At 68.2% G+C, this 21539-nt stretch carries 21 protein-coding genes; 12 read left to right on the forward strand and 9 right to left on the reverse strand.

From position 1 onward, the window contains the following. Positions 1–124: 124 nt before the first annotated feature. Positions 125–418, reverse strand: coding sequence for a hypothetical protein (locus ASF18_RS16290; protein WP_156389580.1), 294 nt, complete (start codon positions 416–418; stop codon positions 125–127). 195 nt (positions 419–613) lie between these two features. Here ASF18_RS16290 and ASF18_RS16295 point away from each other — a divergent pair, with 195 nt between their 5' ends. Then, positions 614–1246, forward strand: coding sequence for a 2OG-Fe(II) oxygenase (locus ASF18_RS16295; RefSeq protein ID WP_055956504.1), 633 nt, complete (start codon positions 614–616; stop codon positions 1244–1246). A gap of 644 nt (positions 1247–1890) precedes the next feature. Here ASF18_RS16295 and groL read toward each other — a convergent pair. Together groL and groES are read right to left on the reverse strand one after the other, a co-directional pair. Continuing rightward, positions 1891–3534: a chaperonin GroEL gene (gene groL, locus ASF18_RS16300; RefSeq protein ID WP_056273599.1), complete on the reverse strand. Its 1644-nt coding sequence runs from the start codon at positions 3532–3534 to the stop codon at positions 1891–1893. Positions 3535–3619: 85 nt separating this feature from the next. Next, positions 3620–3907 (reverse strand): co-chaperone GroES, encoded by a 288-nt coding sequence (groES, locus tag ASF18_RS16305; protein ID WP_018042554.1) that lies wholly within the window; start codon positions 3905–3907, stop codon positions 3620–3622. 213 nt (positions 3908–4120) lie between these two features. Here groES and ASF18_RS16310 point away from each other — a divergent pair, with 213 nt between their 5' ends. The 4 genes from ASF18_RS16310 to ASF18_RS16325 all read left to right on the forward strand — a co-directional run bounded on the left by ASF18_RS16310 (position 4121) and on the right by ASF18_RS16325 (position 9509). Continuing rightward, positions 4121–5131, forward strand: a complete 1011-nt coding sequence (locus ASF18_RS16310; RefSeq protein WP_056353091.1) for a magnesium transporter CorA family protein — start codon at positions 4121–4123, stop codon at positions 5129–5131. A gap of 88 nt (positions 5132–5219) precedes the next feature. Continuing rightward, positions 5220–6674 (forward strand): lipopolysaccharide biosynthesis protein, encoded by a 1455-nt coding sequence (locus ASF18_RS16315; RefSeq protein WP_056353093.1) that lies wholly within the window; start codon positions 5220–5222, stop codon positions 6672–6674. A 101-nt stretch (positions 6675–6775) separates the two neighbouring features. Next, positions 6776–7963, forward strand: a complete 1188-nt coding sequence (locus tag ASF18_RS16320) for an FAD-binding protein (protein WP_056353095.1) — start codon at positions 6776–6778, stop codon at positions 7961–7963. Positions 7964–8126: 163 nt separating this feature from the next. After that, positions 8127–9509, forward strand: coding sequence for a heterodisulfide reductase-related iron-sulfur binding cluster (locus ASF18_RS16325; RefSeq protein ID WP_056211501.1), 1383 nt, complete (start codon positions 8127–8129; stop codon positions 9507–9509). Positions 9510–9516: 7 nt separating this feature from the next. On the opposite strand, the gene ASF18_RS16330 is transcribed toward ASF18_RS16325, so the two are convergent. After that, entirely contained in the window at positions 9517–10500 is a 984-nt protein-coding gene (locus ASF18_RS16330; RefSeq protein WP_082487644.1) for an MBL fold metallo-hydrolase, read from the reverse strand. Between the two features lie 87 nt (positions 10501–10587). Here ASF18_RS16330 and ASF18_RS16335 point away from each other — a divergent pair, with 87 nt between their 5' ends. Then, complete coding sequence (locus ASF18_RS16335) at positions 10588–11427, forward strand: AraC family transcriptional regulator (RefSeq protein WP_156649888.1); 840 nt, start codon at positions 10588–10590, stop codon at positions 11425–11427. Here ASF18_RS16335 and ASF18_RS16340 read toward each other — a convergent pair. The 3 genes from ASF18_RS16340 to fumC all read right to left on the reverse strand — a co-directional run bounded on the left by ASF18_RS16340 (position 11377) and on the right by fumC (position 13368). Then, positions 11377–11595, reverse strand: coding sequence for a ribbon-helix-helix domain-containing protein (locus ASF18_RS16340; RefSeq protein WP_056211508.1), 219 nt, complete (start codon positions 11593–11595; stop codon positions 11377–11379). The two genes, ASF18_RS16335 and ASF18_RS16340, sit on opposite strands and share 51 nt — an antisense overlap. Before the next feature lie 154 nt (positions 11596–11749). Beyond that, positions 11750–11941 carry a DUF4169 family protein gene (locus tag ASF18_RS16345; protein WP_056273581.1) on the reverse strand — a complete coding sequence of 64 codons (192 nt, stop codon included), beginning with the start codon at positions 11939–11941 and terminating at the stop codon, positions 11750–11752. Between the two features lie 14 nt (positions 11942–11955). Further along, entirely contained in the window at positions 11956–13368 is a 1413-nt protein-coding gene (gene fumC, locus ASF18_RS16350) for a class II fumarate hydratase (RefSeq protein WP_056211512.1), read from the reverse strand. 143 nt (positions 13369–13511) lie between these two features. On the opposite strand from fumC, the gene ASF18_RS16355 reads away from it, so the two are divergent. Further along, complete coding sequence (locus ASF18_RS16355; RefSeq protein ID WP_056211514.1) at positions 13512–14921, forward strand: cytochrome P450; 1410 nt, start codon at positions 13512–13514, stop codon at positions 14919–14921. A 365-nt stretch (positions 14922–15286) separates the two neighbouring features. Here ASF18_RS16355 and ASF18_RS16360 read toward each other — a convergent pair whose 3' ends face one another. Continuing rightward, complete coding sequence (locus ASF18_RS16360) at positions 15287–15955, reverse strand: ClpXP protease specificity-enhancing factor SspB (protein WP_056353100.1); 669 nt, start codon at positions 15953–15955, stop codon at positions 15287–15289. 450 nt (positions 15956–16405) lie between these two features. Here ASF18_RS16360 and ASF18_RS16365 point away from each other — a divergent pair, with 450 nt between their 5' ends. After that, positions 16406–17233: a CPBP family intramembrane glutamic endopeptidase gene (locus tag ASF18_RS16365; RefSeq protein WP_156649893.1), complete on the forward strand. Its 828-nt coding sequence runs from the start codon at positions 16406–16408 to the stop codon at positions 17231–17233. Positions 17234–17340: 107 nt separating this feature from the next. Next, positions 17341–18135, forward strand: a complete 795-nt coding sequence (locus ASF18_RS16370) for a thymidylate synthase (protein ID WP_056353101.1) — start codon at positions 17341–17343, stop codon at positions 18133–18135. A gap of 9 nt (positions 18136–18144) precedes the next feature. On the opposite strand, the gene ASF18_RS23150 is transcribed toward ASF18_RS16370, so the two are convergent. Next, positions 18145–18837 (reverse strand): dihydrofolate reductase, encoded by a 693-nt coding sequence (locus ASF18_RS23150; RefSeq protein WP_082487648.1) that lies wholly within the window; start codon positions 18835–18837, stop codon positions 18145–18147. A gap of 166 nt (positions 18838–19003) precedes the next feature. Here ASF18_RS23150 and ASF18_RS23780 point away from each other — a divergent pair, with 166 nt between their 5' ends. From ASF18_RS23780 to ASF18_RS16380, 3 genes are all read left to right on the forward strand, one after another. Then, the gene (locus ASF18_RS23780) at positions 19004–19240 is read left to right on the forward strand and encodes a hypothetical protein (protein ID WP_156649896.1); all 237 of its coding nucleotides are present in this window, start codon (positions 19004–19006) and stop codon (positions 19238–19240) included. Positions 19241–19315: 75 nt separating this feature from the next. Further along, positions 19316–20488: an FtsH protease activity modulator HflK gene (hflK, locus tag ASF18_RS16375; RefSeq protein WP_056211523.1), complete on the forward strand. Its 1173-nt coding sequence runs from the start codon at positions 19316–19318 to the stop codon at positions 20486–20488. Beyond that, on the forward strand, positions 20485–21438 hold the full coding sequence (locus tag ASF18_RS16380; protein ID WP_056211525.1) for a protease modulator HflC: 954 nt from the start codon (positions 20485–20487) through the stop codon (positions 21436–21438). The genes hflK and ASF18_RS16380 overlap by 4 nt, the downstream gene beginning before the upstream one ends. Positions 21439–21539: the final 101 nt, after the last annotated feature.

Below are 21539 nucleotides of genomic sequence, written 5' to 3' on the forward strand. Positions count from 1 at the left end.
CAGTTCTAGTCATCGTCCGGCGCCGTGCCCCGGGGGGACCGCCCATGCATCGGCATTGCAGGCGGGTCGTGGCGAGATCGTGGCGCACCGCTGCGGCGGACTATCCTCGTACCGCCGGTCCGTCTCACCAGTCCCAGTCGCCGAATTCCGGCTCGCGGCAGCGATAGCCGATTGGGCATTCTGGGTTGTCCCGGGTGGGCACGAAGCGGAGTTCGGCGATTTCGGTGAGATTGCATTGGCTACGGTCCCGTACGAAGCGCTCGGGCGCTCCGCCGGAACTGATCGCGACGGAACCTCGGGTCTTCACCAGAGCCATTGCGTCGGCACAGATCATGCGCTGGGTCGTCGAGAGGGGGCTCTGGGCACTGGCCGGCGTCGCCAGGGCGACGCAGAAGGCGAGTGCGAGGCGTCTCGTCACGATACTCGGCGCCACTTTTCAGTTTCGATACGGTCAAGCATGGCAGTTTCCGTGTTGCGCGGAAAGGGCTTGCCGTCCGCTTGCCGCAATCGGGCGCTCTATCCACCGGGATTGCGCCCTCGCAGCGGCGCTCCAACCCAAGGTGCACCCGCTCAAACCGGGCCTGGTGCGCCCGAACGGACGAACGTCGAAGCCATGACGGGATTGTCGATCCTCAACCTTGATGCCGTGCGGGCCGCCCCTGTCTCGCGCGAGCCCTACAGTTTCTTTCTCGGCAATGACGTGCTCAAGCCCGAGGCCGTCGACGAGATCCGCCAGGATTTCCCCGCGATCGCCAAGCCCGGCTATCTCACGGTCGACGAAGTCGCCCTCAAGGGTCGCTTCAAGGCGCTGATCGACGAGCTTGAGAGCGATGCGTTCTCCCGCATCATGGGCGAGAAGTTCGGCATCGACCTGGTCTCTTGCCCGCGCCTCACCACCATCATGAAGCGCAGCCAGCTGAAATACGGCTCGATCCACACCGACGGCCCGTCGAAAGTGATGACGATGCTGATCTACATGAACGATGCCTGGGACGCTCCGGCCGCCGGCCGCCTGCGGGTGCTCTACGACGGCAAGAACTACGAACCCTTCGCGGTCGAGGTGCCGCCCACCATGGGCACGATGTTCGCCTTCCTGCGCGCCGACAATTCCTGGCACGGCCACGAGCCCTTCGAGGGCGAGCGCCGCGTCGTGCAGGTGGCATGGGTCAAGGACGCCAACGAACTCGAGCGCAAGAAGAAGCGCAACCGCACCGCCCAATTCCTGAAGGGCATCTTCGGACGGTAGGTCCGCGCCAAAGGCCTGTTTGGCTCCGGTTTCAAGGGACCGGGGCCCCCCACCCGATCGGCAGCGCATCCGTTTCCGTGCGATCCCGGCAACAAGTCTGACCGTTCGCGCTTCGGAGATTCCTTAGGTCCCGGTCGGCTTCCCCTCACTGACACCCCTCTCTGTCGACCCGGTTTCCGCCGAAGTGGGGCTGGATTTCTGCGCGCGCCGTCGGCCGCCCCGACATGTGCGGCGAAGATCGCGGGTGGTACGCGCGTGAGCCTGACGATAGCGGGATCGGAGACTCTCTCCACTCGGCTCTGCAGACATTGCTCAGCCCTGACAATCGCGTGTTGCCGTGTCCGCCGGGAAATGCCTTCCGGACGCCGACGCGCGACTCATCGATCTGCGTCGCTCGCATGTATCGCGCGTCCGGTTCGCCTGGCCTCCCGGTCCGCGGCTCGCCGCTCCAACCGACAGCGACGGGAAACGACTTTGGGGGGAGAACCGCCTACAGCTACGGCGAAGGCGGTGCGGGGAAAGAAAAAGGCCGCCTGACGCGCCTGCTGCTGTCCCGACTATTCGGCCGCCGATGGCTGCGCCGCGGATAAAAAAGGGGCCGCCTCGCGGCGACCCCCATTCCGATAAGGTGCAGTTTGGACGCCTTAGAAGTCCATGCCGCCCATGCCGCCGCCGCCCGGCATCGCCGGGGCGCCGCTGTCCTTCTTCGGAGCATCGGCAATCATGGCTTCGGTGGTGACGAGGAGGCCGGCGATGGAGGCGGCGTCCTGCAGGGCGGTGCGCACGACCTTGGCCGGGTCGACAATGCCGGCCTGGATCATGTCGACGTACTCTTCGGTCTGGGCGTTGAAGCCGAAGGTGATCGAGGACGTGTTGTCGGTGATCTTGCCGACCACGATCGAGCCCTCGACGCCGGAATTCGCGGCGATCTGGCGGATCGGAGCCTCAAGGGCCTTCAGCACGATCTTGATGCCGGCCTGGACGTCCGGGTTGTCGCTCTTGAGAGCACGCACGGCCTCACGGGCACGGAGGAGGGCGGTGCCGCCGCCGGGGACGATGCCCTCTTCCACCGCAGCGCGGGTGGCGTTGAGCGCGTCGTCGACGCGGTCCTTCTTCTCCTTGACCTCGACCTCGGTCGCGCCGCCGACGCGGATGACCGCGACGCCGCCGGCGAGCTTGGCCAGACGCTCCTGGAGCTTCTCACGGTCGTAGTCCGAGGTGGTCTCCTCGATCTGCGCCTTGATCTGGCCGACGCGCGCTTCGATATCCGCCTTCTCGCCGAGACCGTCGATGATCGTGGTGGTCTCCTTCTCGATGCGGATGCGCTTGGCGCGGCCGAGCATCGGGAGGGTGACGTTCTCGAGCTTGATGCCGAGATCCTCGGCGATCATCTGACCCTGGGTCAGGATAGCGATGTCCTCGAGCATGGCCTTGCGGCGATCGCCGAAGCCCGGAGCCTTGACGGCCGCGACCTTCAGGCCGCCGCGCAGCTTGTTGACCACGAGCGTAGCGAGCGCCTCGCCCTCGATGTCCTCGGCGATGATGACGAGCGGCTTGCCGGTCTGCACCACGGCCTCGAGAACCGGCAGCATTGCCTGAAGCGAAGACAGCTTCTTCTCGTGGATGAGGATGTAGGGGTCCTCGAGCTCGGCGACCATCTTCTCCGCATTCGTGATGAAGTACGGGGAGAGGTAGCCGCGGTCGAACTGCATACCCTCGACGACGTCGAGTTCGGTCTCGGCCGTCTTGGCCTCCTCGACGGTGATGACACCCTCGTTGCCGACCTTCTGCATGGCGTGGGCGATCATCTCGCCGATTTCCTTGTCGCCGTTGGCCGAGATGGTGCCGACCTGGGCAACTTCCTCGGACGAGGCGACCTTCTTGGCGCGGCTCGTGATGTCCTTCACGGCGGCGGTGGTAGCGAGGTCGATGCCGCGCTTCAGGTCCATCGGGTTCATGCCGGCGGCGACGTACTTGGCGCCTTCGCGGACGATGGCCTGCGCCAGAACGGTGGCCGTGGTGGTGCCGTCACCCGCGATGTCGTTGGTCTTCGAGGCCACTTCGCGCACCATCTGGGCGCCCATGTTCTCGAACTTGTCCGCGAGCTCGATCTCCTTGGCGACGGTGACGCCGTCCTTGGTGATGCGCGGGGCGCCGAAGGACTTCTCGATGACGACGTTGCGGCCCTTGGGGCCGAGCGTGACCTTCACCGCGTCGGCGAGGATGTCGACGCCACGGAGCATCTTCTCGCGGGCGTCGGAGGCGAAGCGGACTTCTTTCGCTGCCATGTCAGATCCTTGTCAGTGATGGGCCCCGAGGCGCCGGACGGCACCCTCGAAGGGCTCGTGAACGGGAGGAGAACCGAAACCCGACTTAGGCGACGACGCCCATGATGTCGGATTCCTTCATGATCAGGAGGTCCTGACCGTCGATCTTGACCTCGGTGCCGGACCACTTGCCGAACAGGACGCGGTCGCCGGCCTTGACGTCGAGCGGGTTCACCCGGCCGGCCTCATCGCGGGCGCCGGGACCGACGGCGACGATCTCGCCCTCTTGCGGCTTCTCCTTGGCGGTATCCGGGATGATGATGCCGCCCTTGGTCTTCTCTTCGCCTTCGATGCGGCGGACGACGACACGGTCGTGCAGCGGACGGAACTTCATGAGCTGCCCTCTTGCTTCAAATTCGTGGATGGCGTTGATGCGGCGCGGCAGCGCGCTCAACCCAGGCCGTTAGCACTCGCCTTGGGTGAGTGCTAACGATGGCGTCGAGTTAGGCGCGGAAGCCGTTCGAGTCAAGACTGTCGCAGGCTCCGACGACGATCCGGCGACAGGATCATCCCCCGATCCCACGAGCCGCCGGAAAGTCCTTCGCGGATGATCAAGCTTCATGGTCCGCAGGGCGCGGTCGAGCCCGAGGCACAGGCGCCCGCGACAGCCTATCCATCGGAGGTCGTATGGATCGATCTCGATGATCCGAGCGCCGAGGAGGCCGAGCGGGTCGAGGCCTGCACCGGCATCCGGGTCCCTTCGCGCAAGGCCCTTAGCGAGGTGGAGAATTCGAGCCGCCTGAGGCGTTTGAAGACCGGGTTCTCACTCTCAACCCCGATGGTCACCTTCGACAAGCTCGATACGCAGTTGAAGCCCTTGGGCTTCGTGCTGACCCGGGACCGCCTCGTCACCGTGCGCTTCCACGAATTGCGGGCTTTCGCGGAGGTCAAGAAGCGCATCGACACCGGCGATGGGCCGGGCACCACCTCAACCGAGATCTTCCTTCTCCTGATAGAAGAGCTCGTCGACAGCCTCGCCGATTCCCTCGAGGACATGGGCGCCGACCTCGACGAGTTGTCCACGCGGATCTTCGATTTCGACGTCCGCAGCGGTGCGCCTGCCGGGGACACCAAGCTGCGCAACCACACGCCGCGCCGGCGCGACCTGGCGCTGCGCCGTATCCTGCGTGGCATCGGACGCCGCGGGAAGACCCTCGGCAAGATCCGGTCGAGCCTCCTCGGCCTGGAGCGGATCGTGCCCTTCGTGGCCAACGAGTGCGAGCATATCCTCGGCGAGGAACAGGTGCCGCGCTTCGAGGCCGTGCGGCGCGACATTGCCTCCCTCGACGAGTTCGAGATCCGGCTCTCCGAGAACGTTCAGTTCCTTCTCGACGCGACCCTCGGCTTGATCAGCATCGAGCAGAACAACACCTTCCGCGTTCTCACCGTGGCATCGGTGGTCGGCATTCCGCCGACCCTGATCGCCTCGATGTACGGGATGAACTTCAAGCACATGCCCGAACTCGAATGGGCCTACGGCTATCCCTACGGCCTCGTGCTCATCCTCGTAAGCGCCATCATTCCGATCGTATTCTTCCGCATCCGGGGTTGGTTGTAACCGGTTAATGGACTGTCAGGCCTCCTGCGCTAGAGCTGTGCGCGGCGATGCCCCGTCCAGCCGGCCTCCGAGGATGACCCGTCGCGCCATGGCCGTGATCGCTGCCTTCGTCCTCAATGCCGGCCTGAACTTCGTCCTCGGCCTCCTCATCGCCAAGCTGCTGGGACCAGCGGAGTTCGGTCTGTTCGCTCTGGCGACTGCCGGTGCGATCGTGGCCAACACCGTCCTGTTCGAGTGGCTGCGTCTGTCCGCGACACGGTTCTATTCAGCCCGGGTCCGCATCGACGAGCCCTGGATCCGGCAGGGTTTGGACCGGGCCTACATGGCCCTCACGCTCAGTCTCTTCGTGGCGGCCTTGATCTGCGCGGGACTGGGTTTCACGCTCGAGCCCAACGCGGGAAGCCGCCTGGCGATCACAGCGGGCGCCGCGGTCGCCGCCTTGGGCATCGGCGTGTTCGATTATCACGCAGCGCTCGCCCGGGCGCGCTTCGACGGCCGTCTGTACTTCAATCTCGTCGCGGTGAAGAACGGCCTCGCCTTCGTGCTGATGGCGGGTGCCGCCTGGTTCTTCCCCCAACCCGTCTGGGTTCTGACGGCGGCCGGGATCAGCCAAGCCTTCGCGATCCTGCTGCTGTATCGACCGCTGCGTGATCCGATCGTTCCACGCGTACGGCTGAAGCTGCGGGAAGCCTGGCGGCTCTTCGTCGCCTACGGCCTTCCCCTCATCACCGCCAACGCGATCTACCAGCTGCTGCCGTTCCTCAATCGGGGCAGCATCGCGTCCCATGCGGGCCTCGCCGAGGCGGGCTACTTCGCCCTCGCCGCCGATGTCACCACCCGGAGCATCGGCACCCTCGGGACCGCCCTCGATCTGCTGCTCTTCCAGCTCGCGGTCCGGGTCGAGGAGGAACAGGGGCGTGCCGCGGCCGAGCGCCAGGTCGGGCTCAATATCGGCGTGGTGGTTGCGCTGCTTCTGCCCTGCGCGGTCGGGTTCTGGGCCGTGCTCCCGGCCCTCGAGGCGCTGGTGGTGCCGGAGGCCTACCGCGGCCCCTTCGCCGCTTATGCGGGGCTGATGGTTCCGGGCTTCTTCTGCCTCGCGATGACCAACTTCGCCCTCAATCCGATCTTCCAGATTCGTCGGCGCACGCGCCCGGTCATCGCCGCCGCTCTGGTTGGGCTCGCCCTCAACGGGCTCGGGCTGTGGCTCCTGCCGTCCCGGTACGGTCCCGAGGGCATCGCGATCGCACAGACCGCCGGCCTCGGGGCCGCCACCCTCATCCTGGCCTGGCGTGCGCTCACGGGACCCCAGCGCCTGCACCTGCCCTGGTGGGAAATCCTGGCTGCCAGCATCGCCTCCCTCGCCATGGCACTGTGCCTGTTACCCCTGCGCCATATCGAGCCGACACGGGCGCTGCTGCTTTCCGTGCCTCTCGGCATGGCGATCTACGGTGCGCTCGTCTGGCTCTTCGACATCGCGGGCCTGCGCGGTCACGTGGCGGCGCGGTTGACCCGTTCACCACCCGAGACCGCACCGGCCGAATAGCCGTTCCTGACCGGATGCCATCGGCGTGAACCTCCTCTAAGGTGGCTCCACAGGAACAGGATCGAGGGTGCCGCAGAGTGCCCCGGATCGGGTGGGATTCGATGCGTACATATGAGCCTCACGACGAGGGCGCCGCGGCCGAGATCGTCCGCGGGGCGGTCGGGAGCCCGGAGCGGCTTCGCCTCGTTGGCGGAGCGACCAAGGCCGGGATCGGCCGACCGGCCCAGGACGAAGCGACGCTCTCCAGCGTGGCTCTGACCGGCATCACGCTCTATGAGCCCGCCGAGATGGTCGTCGCCGCCCGGGCCGGGACGCCCCTGGCCGAGGTTCAGGCCCTCCTCGCGGCGCGCGGTCAGATGCTGCCCTTCGAGCCCATGGACCACCGCTCCCTGATGGGCACGACCGGCGAACCGACCTTCGGCGCCGTCGCGGCGGCCAACAATTCCGGACCGCGCCGGATCAACGCGGGCGCCGCCCGCGACAGCCTGATCGGCGTGCGCTTCATCAACGGACGGGGCCAGGCGATCAAGTCGGGCGGGCGGGTGATGAAGAACGTCACCGGGCTCGACCTGGTGAAGCTGATGGCCGGCTCCTGGGGCACCCTGGGTCTGCTGACGGAAGTGACGTTCAAGGTGCTCCCCGTTCAGGAACGGGTCGCCACACTCGCGTTCCCGGACCTCGACGATGCCCGCGCCATCGCGGCCTTGAGCGCGGCCCTCGGTTCGCCCTTCGAGCTGACCGGAGCCGCTCACCTGCCGGCCGGGATCGAAGGCGGGGCGGCGCGGACGCTGATGCGGATCGAGGGTTTCTCGGAGTCGATCGATTATCGTCTCGGCGAATTGCGTCGCCTGCTCAAGCGCTTCGGCCAGCCCGAGATCGTCGAGGGCGGGGCGGGGACAGCGCTTTGGGCATGCATCCGCGACGCTGCGAGCTTCGCCGAGCCGCGGAGTGCCGCGGTCTGGCGCATCTCCACTGCGCCGACCCGCGGCCCCGCCGTCACCGCCGCGATCGGCGCCCAGCGCGACGCCCGCTGGTTCTACGACTGGGGCGGTGGGCTGGTCTGGCTCGCCACGGATGCCGGGGGCGATGCCGGCGCCGAGGTCGTCCGGGCGGCCGTGCGCGCACAGGGTGGGCATGCGACCCTGGTGCGGGCACCCGATGCCGTCCGGGCGGCCGTGCCGGTCTTCGAGCCATTGGCCGAGCCCCTGATGCGGATCACCGCGGGCATCAAGGCGGCGCATGATCCCCATGGCCTGTTCAATCCGGGGCGGATGTACGCCGGTCTGTGAGCGAGGGGCGGTGCGGGACGAGGTCGCGTCGATCGCGCTCTTCGGAGCGATTCCAAGGCTCGGCAACCGGCGCGAGACCCTCTAAACAGCAGGGACCAAGAACGACGATGCCGACGCGGGCCGGACCCGATGGACGGCACGAGGGTGGACCCGAGGACGCACCGTGCAGACCAATTTCAGCCTGACGCAGCTCGCCGATCCGGCCATGGCGGCGTCCGAGAAGATCCTCCGGACCTGCGTGCATTGCGGGTTCTGCACCGCGACCTGCCCAACCTATCTCCTGCTCGGCGATGAACTCGATTCCCCGCGCGGGCGGATCTACCTGATCAAGGACATGCTGGAAGGCGGAAAACCGGCGGTGCCGGAAGTCGTCAAGCATGTCGACCGCTGCCTGTCCTGCCTGTCCTGCATGACGACCTGCCCCTCGGGCGTGCATTACATGCACCTCGTCGACCATGCGCGGACCTATATCGAGGAAACCTATCGGCGTCCGTTGAGCGACCGGCTGCTCCGCAGCGTGCTGGCCTTCGTGCTGCCCTACCCGAACCGCTTCCGCCTGGCGCTGCTGGGGGCGAAGATCGGTGCTCCCTTCCGGCCCCTGGTGGCGCGCCTGCCGCGGGTCGGAAACCGCCTCGCGGCCATGCTCGACCTCGCCCCGGCCCATCTGCCGAACCGCAATCCCACCGACCGGCCCGGCACCTTCCCGGCCGAGACGCGGGCCCTGGAGGCGAGCGCGGCGTTGCATGGGTATACCGCGCCGTCGCGTCGAGGTCGCGTGGCTTTGCTGCGCGGGTGCGCCCAGAGCGTGCTGCGTCCCGATTTCAACGAGGCGGCGATCCGGCTCCTGACCCGGCACGGGGTCGAGGTGGTGCAGGCCGCGGGGGAGGGCTGCTGCGGCGCCCTGACCCACCACATGGGTAAGGCGGATTCGTCGCATGCCCAGGCCCAGCGCACCATCGACGCCTGGATCGCCGAGATGGACGGCGCCGGGCTCGACGCGATACTCGTCACCGCCTCCGGCTGCGGCACGACGATCAAGGATTACGGCTTCATGTTCCGCGAGGACCCGGCCTACGCGGAGAAGGCGAAGCGCGTGTCCGCCATCGCCAAGGACGTCACCGAGTACATGGCCACCATCGGGTTGATGCCGCCGATCGTCGAGACCGACCTCGTGGTCGCCTACCACTCGGCCTGCTCGATGCAGCACGGCCAGGGCATCCGCACCGAGCCGAAGAACCTCCTGAAGACGGCGGGCTTCACCGTGAAGGACGTGCCCGAGGGCCACATCTGCTGCGGCTCGGCCGGCACCTACAACATCCTCCAGCCCGAGATCGCCAACCGCCTGCGGGACCGCAAGGTCGCCAACATCGAGCGGATGCGCCCCGACGTCATCGCCACCGGCAACATCGGCTGCGCCACCCAGATCGGGAAGGGCACGGCGATCCCGATCGTCCACACGGCGGAGCTCTTGGACTGGGCGACCGGCGGCCCGAAGCCGGCGGCCCTGGAGGGGCTGCCGGACCGGACGATGGCGGCGGCGGAGTAGAGGCGCGTCAGCGCTCGCTCCGGTTCGCCATCGGGATCCAGCGGTACCCGAGCCCGTCGCGGACGACGTATCCGAGCGACGGGAAGGCGGTGTGGTAGCCGGCGACGAGGACGCGGTCGGTGGCGGCCATGTCGTAGATCGTCCGTCGGGTCGCGGCGCCGGCCGCCTTGTCCATGTCGAACAGGGCGTGCCAGTCGGGCCGAGCCAGCGAGGCGACCTCGTGATGGGCGCAGTCGCCCCAGACCAGCAGGCGCTGGCCCTCGCTTTCCACGTTAAAGGCAAGGTGGCCCGGCGTGTGGCCGAAGGCCGCCACGGCGTCGATGCCCGGCACCACCGTCTGGCCCGGCGACACGAAGCGGATGTGCTCGGCGAGGGGAAGCAGGTGGCTGCGGAAGACGCGGGCCGACTTGTACGCGTTGCCGTCCGGCGGGCCTGCCAGGCGATCGTCGTCCCTCCAGAAGGCGAATTCCCGGTCGCCCATGACGTAGCTGGCCTTGGGGAAGAGCGGGCGCCCATCCTCCAAGAGTCCGCCGATATGGTCGGTGTGGCAATGCGTCAGGACCACGAGGTCGATCGCGTCCGGCGACAGGCCGGCCTGCCGCACCCGCTGCGCCAGCTGCCCGCCGGCCGGGCGCGGGATGAAGCCCACCGCCCCGTTCCCGGTGTCGAACAGGACGGTCTCGCGGCCGGTCTGGACCAGGATCGGCGTGAAGCCCGGCTCGAAGCGGTCCGGCGGAAGCCGGTTCTCCCGCATCAGGGCCTCGACCTCCGCCTTCGGACGGTCCTCGCCCACGATCGGCCAGGGGCCGTCGATGACCGCGTCGGCGTCGCGCAGGGCAGTGACGGTGAAGGCACCGAGACGGATCCGCCGCAGGCCGGCGGGCGGGCTCGGGGGCGGGGCTTGCGTCGGTATGCCCGCCCGTGCGGCCCTCGGAAGGGCGAGGCCGGCGACCAGGGTCGCGGCGAGATGACGGCGGGTGAGTTCGGTCATCGCTGGACGTTTCCCGAGAGAGCCGGTTCCGTCAGGATGGGTGCGGGACCGGTCGCGGACGGTCTATCGCGGCGGGAGGGGGCCAGCTTGAACGAACGTGCTGCGCCGTCCGGCGCGTCGTCCCTCCCGATCTGGCATGTCGATGGGGCGCACACCCTCTTCGCGGGGCCGCTCGCGTACAATGCCAGCCACCAGCACGGCGCCCCGGTCTATCTCGCGGGACTCTACGACGCCTTCCGCATCCGCTTCGCGCCGGGGGCGTGGATCACCTGCCGCACGGCCTTCGTCCCGGCGGGGATGCCGCACGAGCTGGATTGCGGCGGCGCTCCCCTCGGCGTCCTCTATCGCGAGCCCGATGCCGGGGCGTGGGCCCTGACGGGCCTGATGGGTCCGGCCGAGGCGGTCGGCAGCGCCCTGGTGGGCAGGGGCGGGGAGGTCGGCCCGTTGCGGTCGCTCTTCGAGCGGCGCGACGCCTGCGATTGGGCGGGCGAGGCCATCGCCGACCTTTCCGGCTTCGCGGCACGGCGGGTCGATCGGCCGGTCGATCCCCGGATCGCGAAGGTCCTCGTCGACCTGCGCGCCCGGCCGGAAGCGTGGATGAGCGCGGGACGGCTGGCCACGGCGGCATCCCTGTCCTCGTCGCGGATGCAGCACCTCTTCAGCGCGACCATGGGTGTCCCGTTCCGGCGCTATCGCGGCTGGCTGCGCATGCGCCGCGCCATCGCGGCCGTCGTCCGCGGCGCCAACTTCACCGGGGCCGCCCATGAGGCGGCGTTCGCCGACCAGGCGCATTTCGCCAACGCCTTCCGCCGGACCTTCGGCGCGCCGGCCTCCTTCAGCCTGCGGGACATTCGCCGCCCGAGCTCGTCGCGTCCGTCAGGCACGATCACGCACGCTCGCCAGCACGAACACCCGGAGGGCGGATGAGAGGTTCTGGCCCTCCCGACCGGCATCGACGGCGCCGATCAGGGCCTGGACGGACTGGCCGCGCGCGCCTGCGATCTCCCGCAGGGCATCCCAGAACGGGTCCTCCAGGGACACGCTGGTCCGGTGGCCGGCGATCATCACGGAGCGCTTGGTGATGCCGGTGGTCATTCCGGCACCCGCCCCTCCCCCCTCTGCGGGGGAGGGTGGTCGCGGAGCGACCGGGAGAGGGGAGCGCCATATCCGGAAAGGTCGCTCCCTCTCCCGCCTGCTCCGCAGGCACCCTCTCCCGCAGAGGGGAGAGGGTCACGTGCCGCGTCCCCCATCACCCCTCCGACTCGGGCCCCACGAGCTTGTGGCCCTCGTGGCGCGAGACCTCGATGGCCTTCTTGGCCTCCGCCAGGGTCCTGGCCTTCTTCGGGCGGCCGAAGGCGATGCGGTTGTCCGCGGCCTTCGCCTCCCGCTCCACCCGCGCCCGGTCCTTCCGGGCCTGACGCAGGTTGATGATCTCCGCCATGCCGGTGGGCTCCTCTAGGCGGCGCCGGGCGCCAGCATCGTCTCGGGGCGCACCACGCGCTCGAACTCCTCGGCCGTGACGTAGCCGAGGCGCAGGGCCTCCTCCTTGAGGGTGGTGCCGTTCTTGTGCGCGGTCTTGGCGATCTCGGCGGCCTTGTCGTAGCCGATCGAGGGGGCGAGCGCGGTCACCAGCATGAGTGAGCGGCTCATCAGGTCGGCGATCTTGTCCTCGTTGGCCTTGATGCCGACGACGCAGTTGTCGGTGAAGCTCACCGCCGCGTCGGCGAGGATGCGGATCGACTGCAGCACCGCGTTGGCGATGACGGGCTTGAACACGTTCAGCTCGAAATTGCCCTGGCTGCCGGCGAAGCTCACCGTGGTGCCGTTGCCGATCACCTGGGCGCAGACCATCGTCAGCGCCTCGCACTGGGTCGGGTTGACCTTGCCGGGCATGATCGACGAGCCGGGTTCGTTCTCCGGCAGCGAGAGCTCGCCGAGGCCCGAGCGCGGGCCCGAGCCGAGGAAGCGGATGTCCTGGGCGATCTTGAACAGGCCAGAGGCCAGCGCCGTGAGCGCGCCCTGCGTGAAGACCAGGGCATCGTGGGTGGCCAGGGCCTCGAACTTGTTGGCGGCCGAGGTGAAGGGCAGGCCGGTCAGCTCCGCGACCTTCGCGGCGAATTTTTCGGCGAAGTCCGGATGGGCGTTGAGGCCGGTGCCCACCGCCGTGCCGCCCTGTGCCAGCGCCAGCACGCCGGGCAGCGTCGCCTTCACGCGCTCGGTGCCGAGCGCCACCTGCGCCACGTAGCCGGAGAATTCCTGGCCGAGGGAGACCGGGGTGGCGTCCTGCAGGTGGGTGCGGCCGATCTTCACGATGGCGGCGAACGCCTCGGACTTCGCCTGGAGCGCGTCGTGCAGGTGCTGCAGGGCCGGCAGCAGCCGGTCGTTGATCTCGCGCGAGACCGCGATGTGCATCGCCGTCGGGAAGACGTCGTTCGAGGACTGGCCGCGATTGACGTGGTCGTTGGGGTGGACCGGAGACTTGCCGCCGCGCTTGCCGCCGAGCAGCTCGTTGGCGAGGCTGGCGATCACCTCGTTGGCGTTCATGTTCGACTGGGTGCCGGAGCCCGTCTGCCACACCGCCAGGGGGAATTCCTGGTCGTGCTCGCCGGAGACCACCTCGGCCGCCGAAGCCGCGATGGCCTGGGCCACCTTCGGGTCGAGGGCGCCGAGGTCCTGGTTCACCAGGGCGGCGGCCTGCTTGACCATGCCGAGGGCGTGGACGAGAGGCGCGGGCATCTTCTCGGTGCCGATCTTGAAGTTCTGGATCGAGCGCTGCGTCTGCGCGCCCCAGTAGCGATGCGCCGGGACCTCGATCGGGCCGAAGGTGTCGGACTCGGTGCGGGTGGCGGGCGTCTCGGTGGGCGACATCGTGGCCTCTTCGTCTGGTCAATCCGGACCCTACTTAAACTGCACGCCAGCAAACCGCGATGCCGCATCGCGAGAGGGCCGTGTGCCCGGCGCTGAATTGTCATGGCTTGTCAGCCCTCAGCCCGGGCCCGGAGTTGTCGTTTATGTCGAGTGCCGCCGCCCGCGTCGAAGCCCCTGTCGATGCCCCCGTGCCGGTCCGCTTCCGCCCGGCGGTCCCGAAACCCCTGCGCGAGCAGCCGGGCCTGTTCGGCTTCCTTAAGGCCGCCCGCGCCAACCCGCTGACGACCTGGCTCGACGTGCATTTCGAGAAGCCGGTGGTGGCCGCCGACGGCGCCCTCGGGCGCGTCACCGTGGTGAGCGACCCGGCCCTGATCCGCTACCTCTACGTCGAGAACGCCGCCAACTACCGCAAGGACGACCTGCAGCGGCGGGTCCTTGCCCCCGGCCTCGGCAACGGGCTGCTCACCGCCGAGGGCGAGGAATGGAAGCTGCAGCGCCGGACTCTGGCGCCGATCTTCTCCGCCCGGCACGTGCTCGGCTTCAACGGAGCCATGAACGCCGCCGGCGCCCGCATCGCCCGCCGCCTGGCCCGCCGCGACGGCACCCGCATCGACGTCGCCCTGGAGATGACCCGCGTCACCCTCGACGTGCTGGAGCGGACGATCTTCACCCACGGCCTCGCCAGCGACCCCGACGCCCTGGGCCGGGCGATCACCCGCTTCCTCGAATCCGTCGGGCCGATCGATCCCCTCGACGTGTTCGGGGTGCCGGGATTCGTGCCCCGCATCGGCCGCCTGCGGGCGCGGCCCGCCATCCGCTTCTTCGCCGAAGTGGTAGACGAACTGATCGACCGTCGCCGCGCCCTGATCGCGCAGGGGACCGCGCCGGCCGACCTGCTGACGCTTCTCCTGAAGGCGCAGGACCCGGAAACGGGGAAGGGCCTCACCGACCTCGAGGTGAAGGCCAACATCGTCACCTTCATCGCGGCCGGCCACGAGACCACCGCCAACGCCCTGACCTGGGCCCTCTACTGCCTGTCGCAGGACCCCGCCGCCCAGGCGCGGATCGAGGCGGAGGTCGATGCCGTTCCGGCGGACCAGGACTTCGACGCCGATGCGCTGCCCTACACCAGGGCCGTGATGGAAGAGACCATGCGGCTCTTCCCGCCGGTGCCGTTCCTGAGCCGGCAGGCCATCGCGGAGGACCGGATCGGCCGCATCAAGATTCCCAAGGGCTCCCTGGTGATGGTGGCGCCCTACGTGCTCCACCGCCACCGGACCCTGTGGCAGGAGCCGGACGCCTTCATGCCCGAGCGCTTCCTGCCCGAGGCCCGGGCCGCGATCCCGCGCTTCGCCTACCTGCCGTTCGGGGCCGGCCCCCGCGTCTGCATCGGCCAGAACTTCTCGCTGCAGGAGGCGGTGGTGGTGCTGGCCCACATCGCCCGCGCCGCCCGTTTCACCCTGGCCGACGACCACGCCCCGGTGGTCCCGCTCCACCGCGTCACCCTGCGCCCGGAGCACGGGCTGCACATGACGGTGAACCCCCGGGGGTGAGGGCTGGAAGCTCGACATAACCCTGCTCCCCCCTTGCGGGGAGGAGTTGGAGGTGGGGGTGGTTGGGCGACCCTCGACGGGCGGGGACTGGCGGAGCGACCCCCACGCCTCGCCTCTCCCCGCGAGGGGGAAAGAGACGCGTTTCGCTGTCCGAAGGGCCGTCGTCTCAGTCCAACCGGGATCGGAGGACATACCTGCGCGAAACACCGCGTCATCCCGGGGCCGCGCAGCGGAGCCCGGGATCCAGACGCACAGGGGGTGCCAGGATTGACGCCGTCGGCGGCTCTGGATTCCGGGCTCGCCTTTGGCGCCCCGGAATGACGATGCGGTTTTTTCGTTGAGCGCCCGCGTCGGCGCCGCTTCGCTCAGCTCTTCTTGCGGAAGGCGTCGAGGCTGACGACTTCGGCGCTGGTCTCGGTGCCGTCCTCGGCCTTCTTCGCCGGGGGCTTGGCTTCGGTCCCGTCCTCCGACTTGCCGGCTCCCTTGGCGGCCTGGGCCGCGGCGGGCACCGGGGTGGTGCCGGCGCCGATCTTGGGGACGGAGCTGCCGATGGTGGCGAGGCCCGTGCCCTTCGGCTTGATCTCGGTGGGCTCGGACGCGGCACCCCGGGGCGGGGTCTTTCCGGCCGCAGCCGGCGCCTCCTCCGAATCCTCCTCGGCGGCGGCCGTCTCCGTGCCCTCGCTGAGGTCGAACTTGAGGCCGAACTGGACGGAGGGGTCGAAGAAGCCCGTCAGGGCGTCGAAGGGCACCAGCAGGCGCTCGGGCACCCCGGAGAAGGAGAGCCCGACCTCGAAGGTGTGCTCGGTGACGCCGAGGTCCCAGAACTGGTGCTGGAGCACGATCGTCATGTCCTGCGGATATTTCTCGCGCAGGCGCTGCGACATGCGCACGCCCGGCGCCTCAGTGCGGAACGAGACGTAGAAGTGGTGCTCGCCCGCGAGACCCTCGCGGGCCGCGTCGGTCAGCACCTTGCGCACCACGCCGCGCAGCGCGTCCTGCACCAGAAGATCGTAGCGGATCAGGTCGTCTGCCATCTGCGGTCGCTTATGCCCGGTCACTGCCCGCCGTCACACGCCGCGATGGCGCTCCGGGTCGGATGAAAATCGAATGGGAATGCCGGTGCCCGACCCTCCCAGAACCCTGCCTGAACGGCCGTCGCGGCCATCCGGACGTCCGCTACCAAGTCCGTCCGCTACCAAGTCCGTCCGCTACCCAGAACCACCGTTCCGCGACGCGGCGGTCGCCCGTCGCGGCCCCGACCGAGATCTCCGCACCGGAGCGAGCTTCCGCCAAAAGCCGGGGCCTGTCGAGCCTCGGGCCCTTGCGTCCAAAAGCCCGTGGTCCGGAAAGGGGCTGCCGGGTTACCGTTCGGGCCTCGAAGCCGTTCCGGCGCCGCCGGATCCCCGTCCTCGCCGAGCCTCTCGGCCAACGCCTTGATTATAGTGGGAGTGCCGCCGCATTTGAAGCCCGATGATGGTGCGCCGATGCCCGAGGCGCCGGCGGCCTGGTCCGCCTCCGCGCTCCTCCGGCCTTCCCGGGTCCGTGCCGGCCTCGGCGCGGCGACGGCGCTCGTCGGGCTGGCCTTCGCGGCCTTCCTGGCGCTGGCGGTGGCGACCCTCCTCGCCCTGGTGATCGTGCGGGTCGGCGGCGACTGGATCGACGGCATCGCGCTCCTGGGCGGAGACCGTCCCCGCCTGCATCCGCGCCAGCTCGCCATGCGGGAACTGGCGGTGGACGTGGTGCGGCAGGGGGTCCTGGCCCTCCTCGTCGTCGTCGCGGTGCGCTGGCGCGACGGCGCCGCCTGGCGCCGGACCCTGGCCCTGGTGGCGCCGGCGGCGGCGCCCTGGGGGCCCGGCGCGCCCGGCCTGACGGCGCGCCGCTTCGCCGTGATCCTGCTGGCCTGGCCGGTGATCCACATCACCTGGGTGACCGGCATCGCCGATCTGTTCCGGATGCCCATCGGCCGGCACACGGCCCTGTCTCCCGGCCTCACCCCGGCCGCGGCGGCCCTGTGGTTCGCCTACGTGCTCGTCCTGGCCCCGGTGGCGGAGGAACTGTTGATGCGCGGGGCCCTGTTCGCCCGGGCGCGGGAGGTTTTTACGGCGCGGGGCGCGATCCTGGCGACGGCGCTCCTGTTCGCCGGGGCGCATCTCACGCCCGCGGGGTTCGCCCGGCCGGTCTCGCTGATCCCCCTGGCGCTGATCCTCGGCTGGGTCCGCTGGCGCAGCGGCCGGCTCTGGCCGGGCATCCTGCTCCACGCCTGGAGCAACCTCGCGATGATCGCCTACGTGCTCGGGCCCGCGGTCGGCTGAGGCCGGAGCGCGGTCCGGGGACGGCACGACCTGTTGACGCCCCGGTCCGCGACCTCGCCAGCCCCGGCGCTTCGGGCTATTCCGGGAGCCCCCGCCTCGGAGCCGCGATGCACGCCTATCACCAGCTTCTCGAACGCATCCTGCAGGACGGGGTGCGCAAGGACGACCGGACCGGCACCGGCACCCTCTCGGTGTTCGGGCACCAGATGCGCTTCGACCTCGGCGAGGGCTTTCCGCTGGTGACGACCAAGCAGCTCCACCTGCGCTCGATCATCCACGAGCTGCTGTGGTTCCTCACGGGCGACACCAACGTGCGCGCCCTCCAGGCCAACGGCGTGAGCATCTGGGACGAGTGGGCCGATGCGAACGGCGACCTCGGGCCGGTCTACGGCCGGCAGTGGCGCTCCTGGGCCAAGCCCGACGGCGGCAGCGTCGACCAGATCGCCTGGGTGCTCGACGAGATCCGCCGCAACCCGGATTCCCGGCGCCTCATCGTCTCGGCCTGGAACCCGGCCGATCTCGACCGGATGGCGCTGGCGCCCTGCCACTGCCTGTTCCAGTTCTACGTCGCCGAGGGGCGGCTCTCGTGCCAGCTCTACCAGCGCTCGGCCGACGTGTTCCTCGGCGTGCCCTTCAACATCGCGAGCTACGCCCTCCTGACCGCGATGATCGCGCAGGTCACGGGACTGCAGCCCGGCGACTTCATCCACACCCTGGGGGACGCCCACCTCTACGTGAACCACCTCGAGCAGGCCCGGCTGCAGCTGACGCGGGCGCAGCGTCCGCTGCCGCGCCTCGTGCTCGACCCGGCCGTGACTTCGCTGTTCGACTTCCGCTTCGAGGACATCGCGGTCGAGGGCTACGAACCCCATCCGGCGATCCGCGCCCCGGTGGCCGTCTGACAAACAATTTCAAGCGACCCTTTTTGCGAAGGGAAGGGAAATCTGTTCCCCTACGCCCAGCGTGTCGCTGCTAAGATTTTTCGTTAATTTCGGTAGATCTTTCTTAATTTGAGGAACTTCGTTATCTACGTAAAATTCGGAGATGTTTCTAGCTCTGGTATACTTTCTTTTCTTATCCATGACTAAAATCTGAAAATCAAATTCGTCAAGATCTGAAGCGGTGTGCTTCTGATTTTGAATAACGTCCCATTCTCGCAAGTCAAATTTTGTATTGAAGTATGCGTCACCATTCGGAAAATGGTGGAATACTTCTGTTAGATAGATTTTAGTGAAAAGTTGATCAAATACTTTATAGATCTGAGCTCCACCGATAACGAATATCTCAGATTTACCGGCAATAATAGAATAGAAGTCAGCAATATATAGTGCCATTTCGCGGGTGTTGACCCATATTGTATTTTCGAAATGCGCACCTTTTTCTGTCGAAAGAACAATATTTGTGCGGTTTGGAAGTGGTCGACCGAGAGATTCAAATGTTTTGCGGCCCATGATAACGACATGGCCCTGCGTGACAGACCGGAAGAACTTCATGTCTGTCTTCAGCTTCCAGGGCAACTGATTTTCGCAGCCGATTACACCACCGGGACTGCTCCGAGCCACGATATATGAAATTGACGGCATCAGGCGTTCGATCGGTTTCATTACTCAATTTCGTTTTGAGGCCGAGGCGATTTGAGCTTGCCGGAATTTCGTCGACGATGAGCGCAAGCGGTTAAGTTTGCGTGGAGGTCTCATAGGAGAGGGGGCGGCACGCGGCCCTGACCAACAATCCTGCGGAAGCGCGCTGCGCCTCAGCGGCACGTCAACCATGATTCTGGTGCGTTTGCCAAACCAGGAAGAAAGCGTGTTTTATGATGCTGGCGGCTTTATCCTCCGGCCCGTGACCAAGGTTCAAGCGGAGCGCTATGTCGCTGTTGCGGAATGGCGGCCCGATGCCCAAGTGGCAATCTTGACAGGATCCGGTGCGCCCACGCAGGTGCCGGGGTCGGGTCACGACGAGATCAACACTCTTGTCCACGCGGGGGAGATTCGGCCCGCCTCCTGAGGAGGCCGGGACGGGGAGCGCGGGTGGGCTTCGTGTGCGGCGCAGACGCTGCTGGAACAGGAGAGATCGGCGAGCATGCCTTGGAGCAATCAGAGCGGCGGCGGTAGCGGCAACGGGGGAGGGCCCTGGGGCCGAGGCGGCGGCGGCAATGGCGGCGGGGGTGGCCCGTGGGGCGGCGGTGGCGGCGGCGGTGGCAAGACCCCGCCCGACCTCGAGGACCTCCTCCGGCGCAGCCAGGACCGCCTGCGCGGGGTGCTCCCGGGTGGATCGTTCGGTGGAGGCCGCGGCCTCCTGATCGCCGGCGGCATCGTGGTCGCCGTCTGGCTCGCCACCGGGTTCTACACCGTGGCGCCGCAGCAGGTGGGCATCGAGACGGTGTTCGGCCGTTATCTCAGCACCACCGGCCAGGGCCTGAACTACAACTTCCCGGCCCCCATCGGCGCCGTGACCAAGCCGAATGTCGGCCAGGTCAACAGCGTGCAGATCGGCTACCGCGCCGGGCTCGGCAACCAGAGCCGCACCGTCGACAAGCCCGAGGAGAGCCTGATGCTCACGGGCGACGAGAACATCGTCGACCTCGACTTCGAGGTGCAGTGGCGCATCAATCCCCTGAAAGCGTCCGACTTCGTCTTCAACCTCGAGAACCCGGAAGGGACGATCAAGGCCATCGCCGAGAGCGCGATGCGCGAGGTCGTCGGCCGCCGCAACATCCAGCCGATCCTGACGAACGAGCAGTCGAGCGTCGCCCAGGAGGTCCGCGAGATCACCCAGAAGGCCCTCGACGAGTACGGCGCCGGCGTGCGCATCGAGCTCGTGCAGCTCGTCAGCGTGCAGCCTCCGCCGGAGGTGCGGCCCGCCTTCTTCGACGTGAACGCGGCGCAGCAGGACGCCGAGCGCGCCAAGAACGATGCGCGCACCTACGAGAGCCAGAAGGTGCCCCTCGCCAAGGGTGAGGCGCAGAAGATCATCCAGGCGGCGGAAGCCTACAAGACGCAGTCCACCGCCGACGCGACCGGTCAGGCCGCCCGCTTCACCCAGGTCTACGATTCCTACAAGGTCGCCCCGGTCATCAGCCGCGAGCGCATCTTCCTCGAAACGATGGAGCGGGTCCTGGGCTCGGTCAACAAGGTGATCATCGACCAGAACGGAGCCGGTGCCGGCACCGGCGCCAGTGCTGCCGGCGTGTTGCCGGTGCTGCCGCTGACCGAGTTCGGTCCCCGCAACGCTGCCGGTGGAGTGGCCCGATGAACAACCAAGCCCTCCGCACCGGCCTCATGATCGTGGCGGCCGCCGTGGCCGTCGGCCTCTACGCCTCGGTCTTCACCGTCGGCCAGATGCAGCAGGCCCTGGTGCTCCGCTTCGGCGGCGTCCGCGCCGTCCTGAACCAGACCGGCACCGACAAGCCTGGCCTCTACTTCAAGCTGCCGTTCTTCGAGAACGTCGTCCTGTTCGACAAGCGGGTGCTCGACCTTGATCTCCCGGTCCAGACCCTGCTGACCACCGACCGTCAGAACCTCGAGGTGGACGCGTTCGCGCGCTACCGGATCATCGATCCGCTGAAGTTCTACCAGTCGGCCAACAACATCGCCCGCGCCAACACCCTGCTGGCGAGCTTCACCAACTCGGCCCTGCGCAACCTGCTCGCCCGCTCGACCCGCGACGCCATCGTCCGGACCCAGCGCGCCGAGCTGATGAACCAGATCCAGGCCGACGTGAACCGGCAGGCCAAGGAGCTCGGCGTCGAGATCGTCGACCTGCGCATGACCCGCGTCGATCTGCCGGCCCAGAACAGCTCGGCGGTCTACAAGCGCATGACGACGGAGCGCCAGCGCGAGGCGGCCGACATCCGGGCCACCGGCGAGCAGGCCGCGGTCACGATTAAGGCCAAGGCCGACCGCGACGTCACCGTGCTGCTCTCGGAGGCCAACCAGACGGCCGAGACCCTGCGCGGACAGGGCGACGCAGACAAGAACCGCATCCTGGCGGAAGCCTACGGCAGGGACGCGGACTTCTTCAGCTTCTACCGCTCCATGCAGGCCTACGAGACCGGCCTGAAGGGCTCCGACACGCGGCTCGTGATCAGCCCCTCGTCGGACTTCTTCCGCTACTTCAGCGATCCGCAGGGCCGGACCCCGGCGACGCCGGCCGCCCGCACGCGCGCGCCGGCGGAGCCCGGCTCCACCGGCACGCTGCGCTGAGCGGTCACCATGACGCTCCGGCGGCGGACCCCGGTTCGCCGCCGGACTCTTGATCGGCGGACGGCGGAGACGATCTAAGGACGTCTTGAGACAGATGAGGT

The organism is Methylobacterium sp. Leaf89, from assembly GCF_001422215.1.
Taxonomy (GTDB): domain Bacteria; phylum Pseudomonadota; class Alphaproteobacteria; order Rhizobiales; family Beijerinckiaceae; genus Methylobacterium.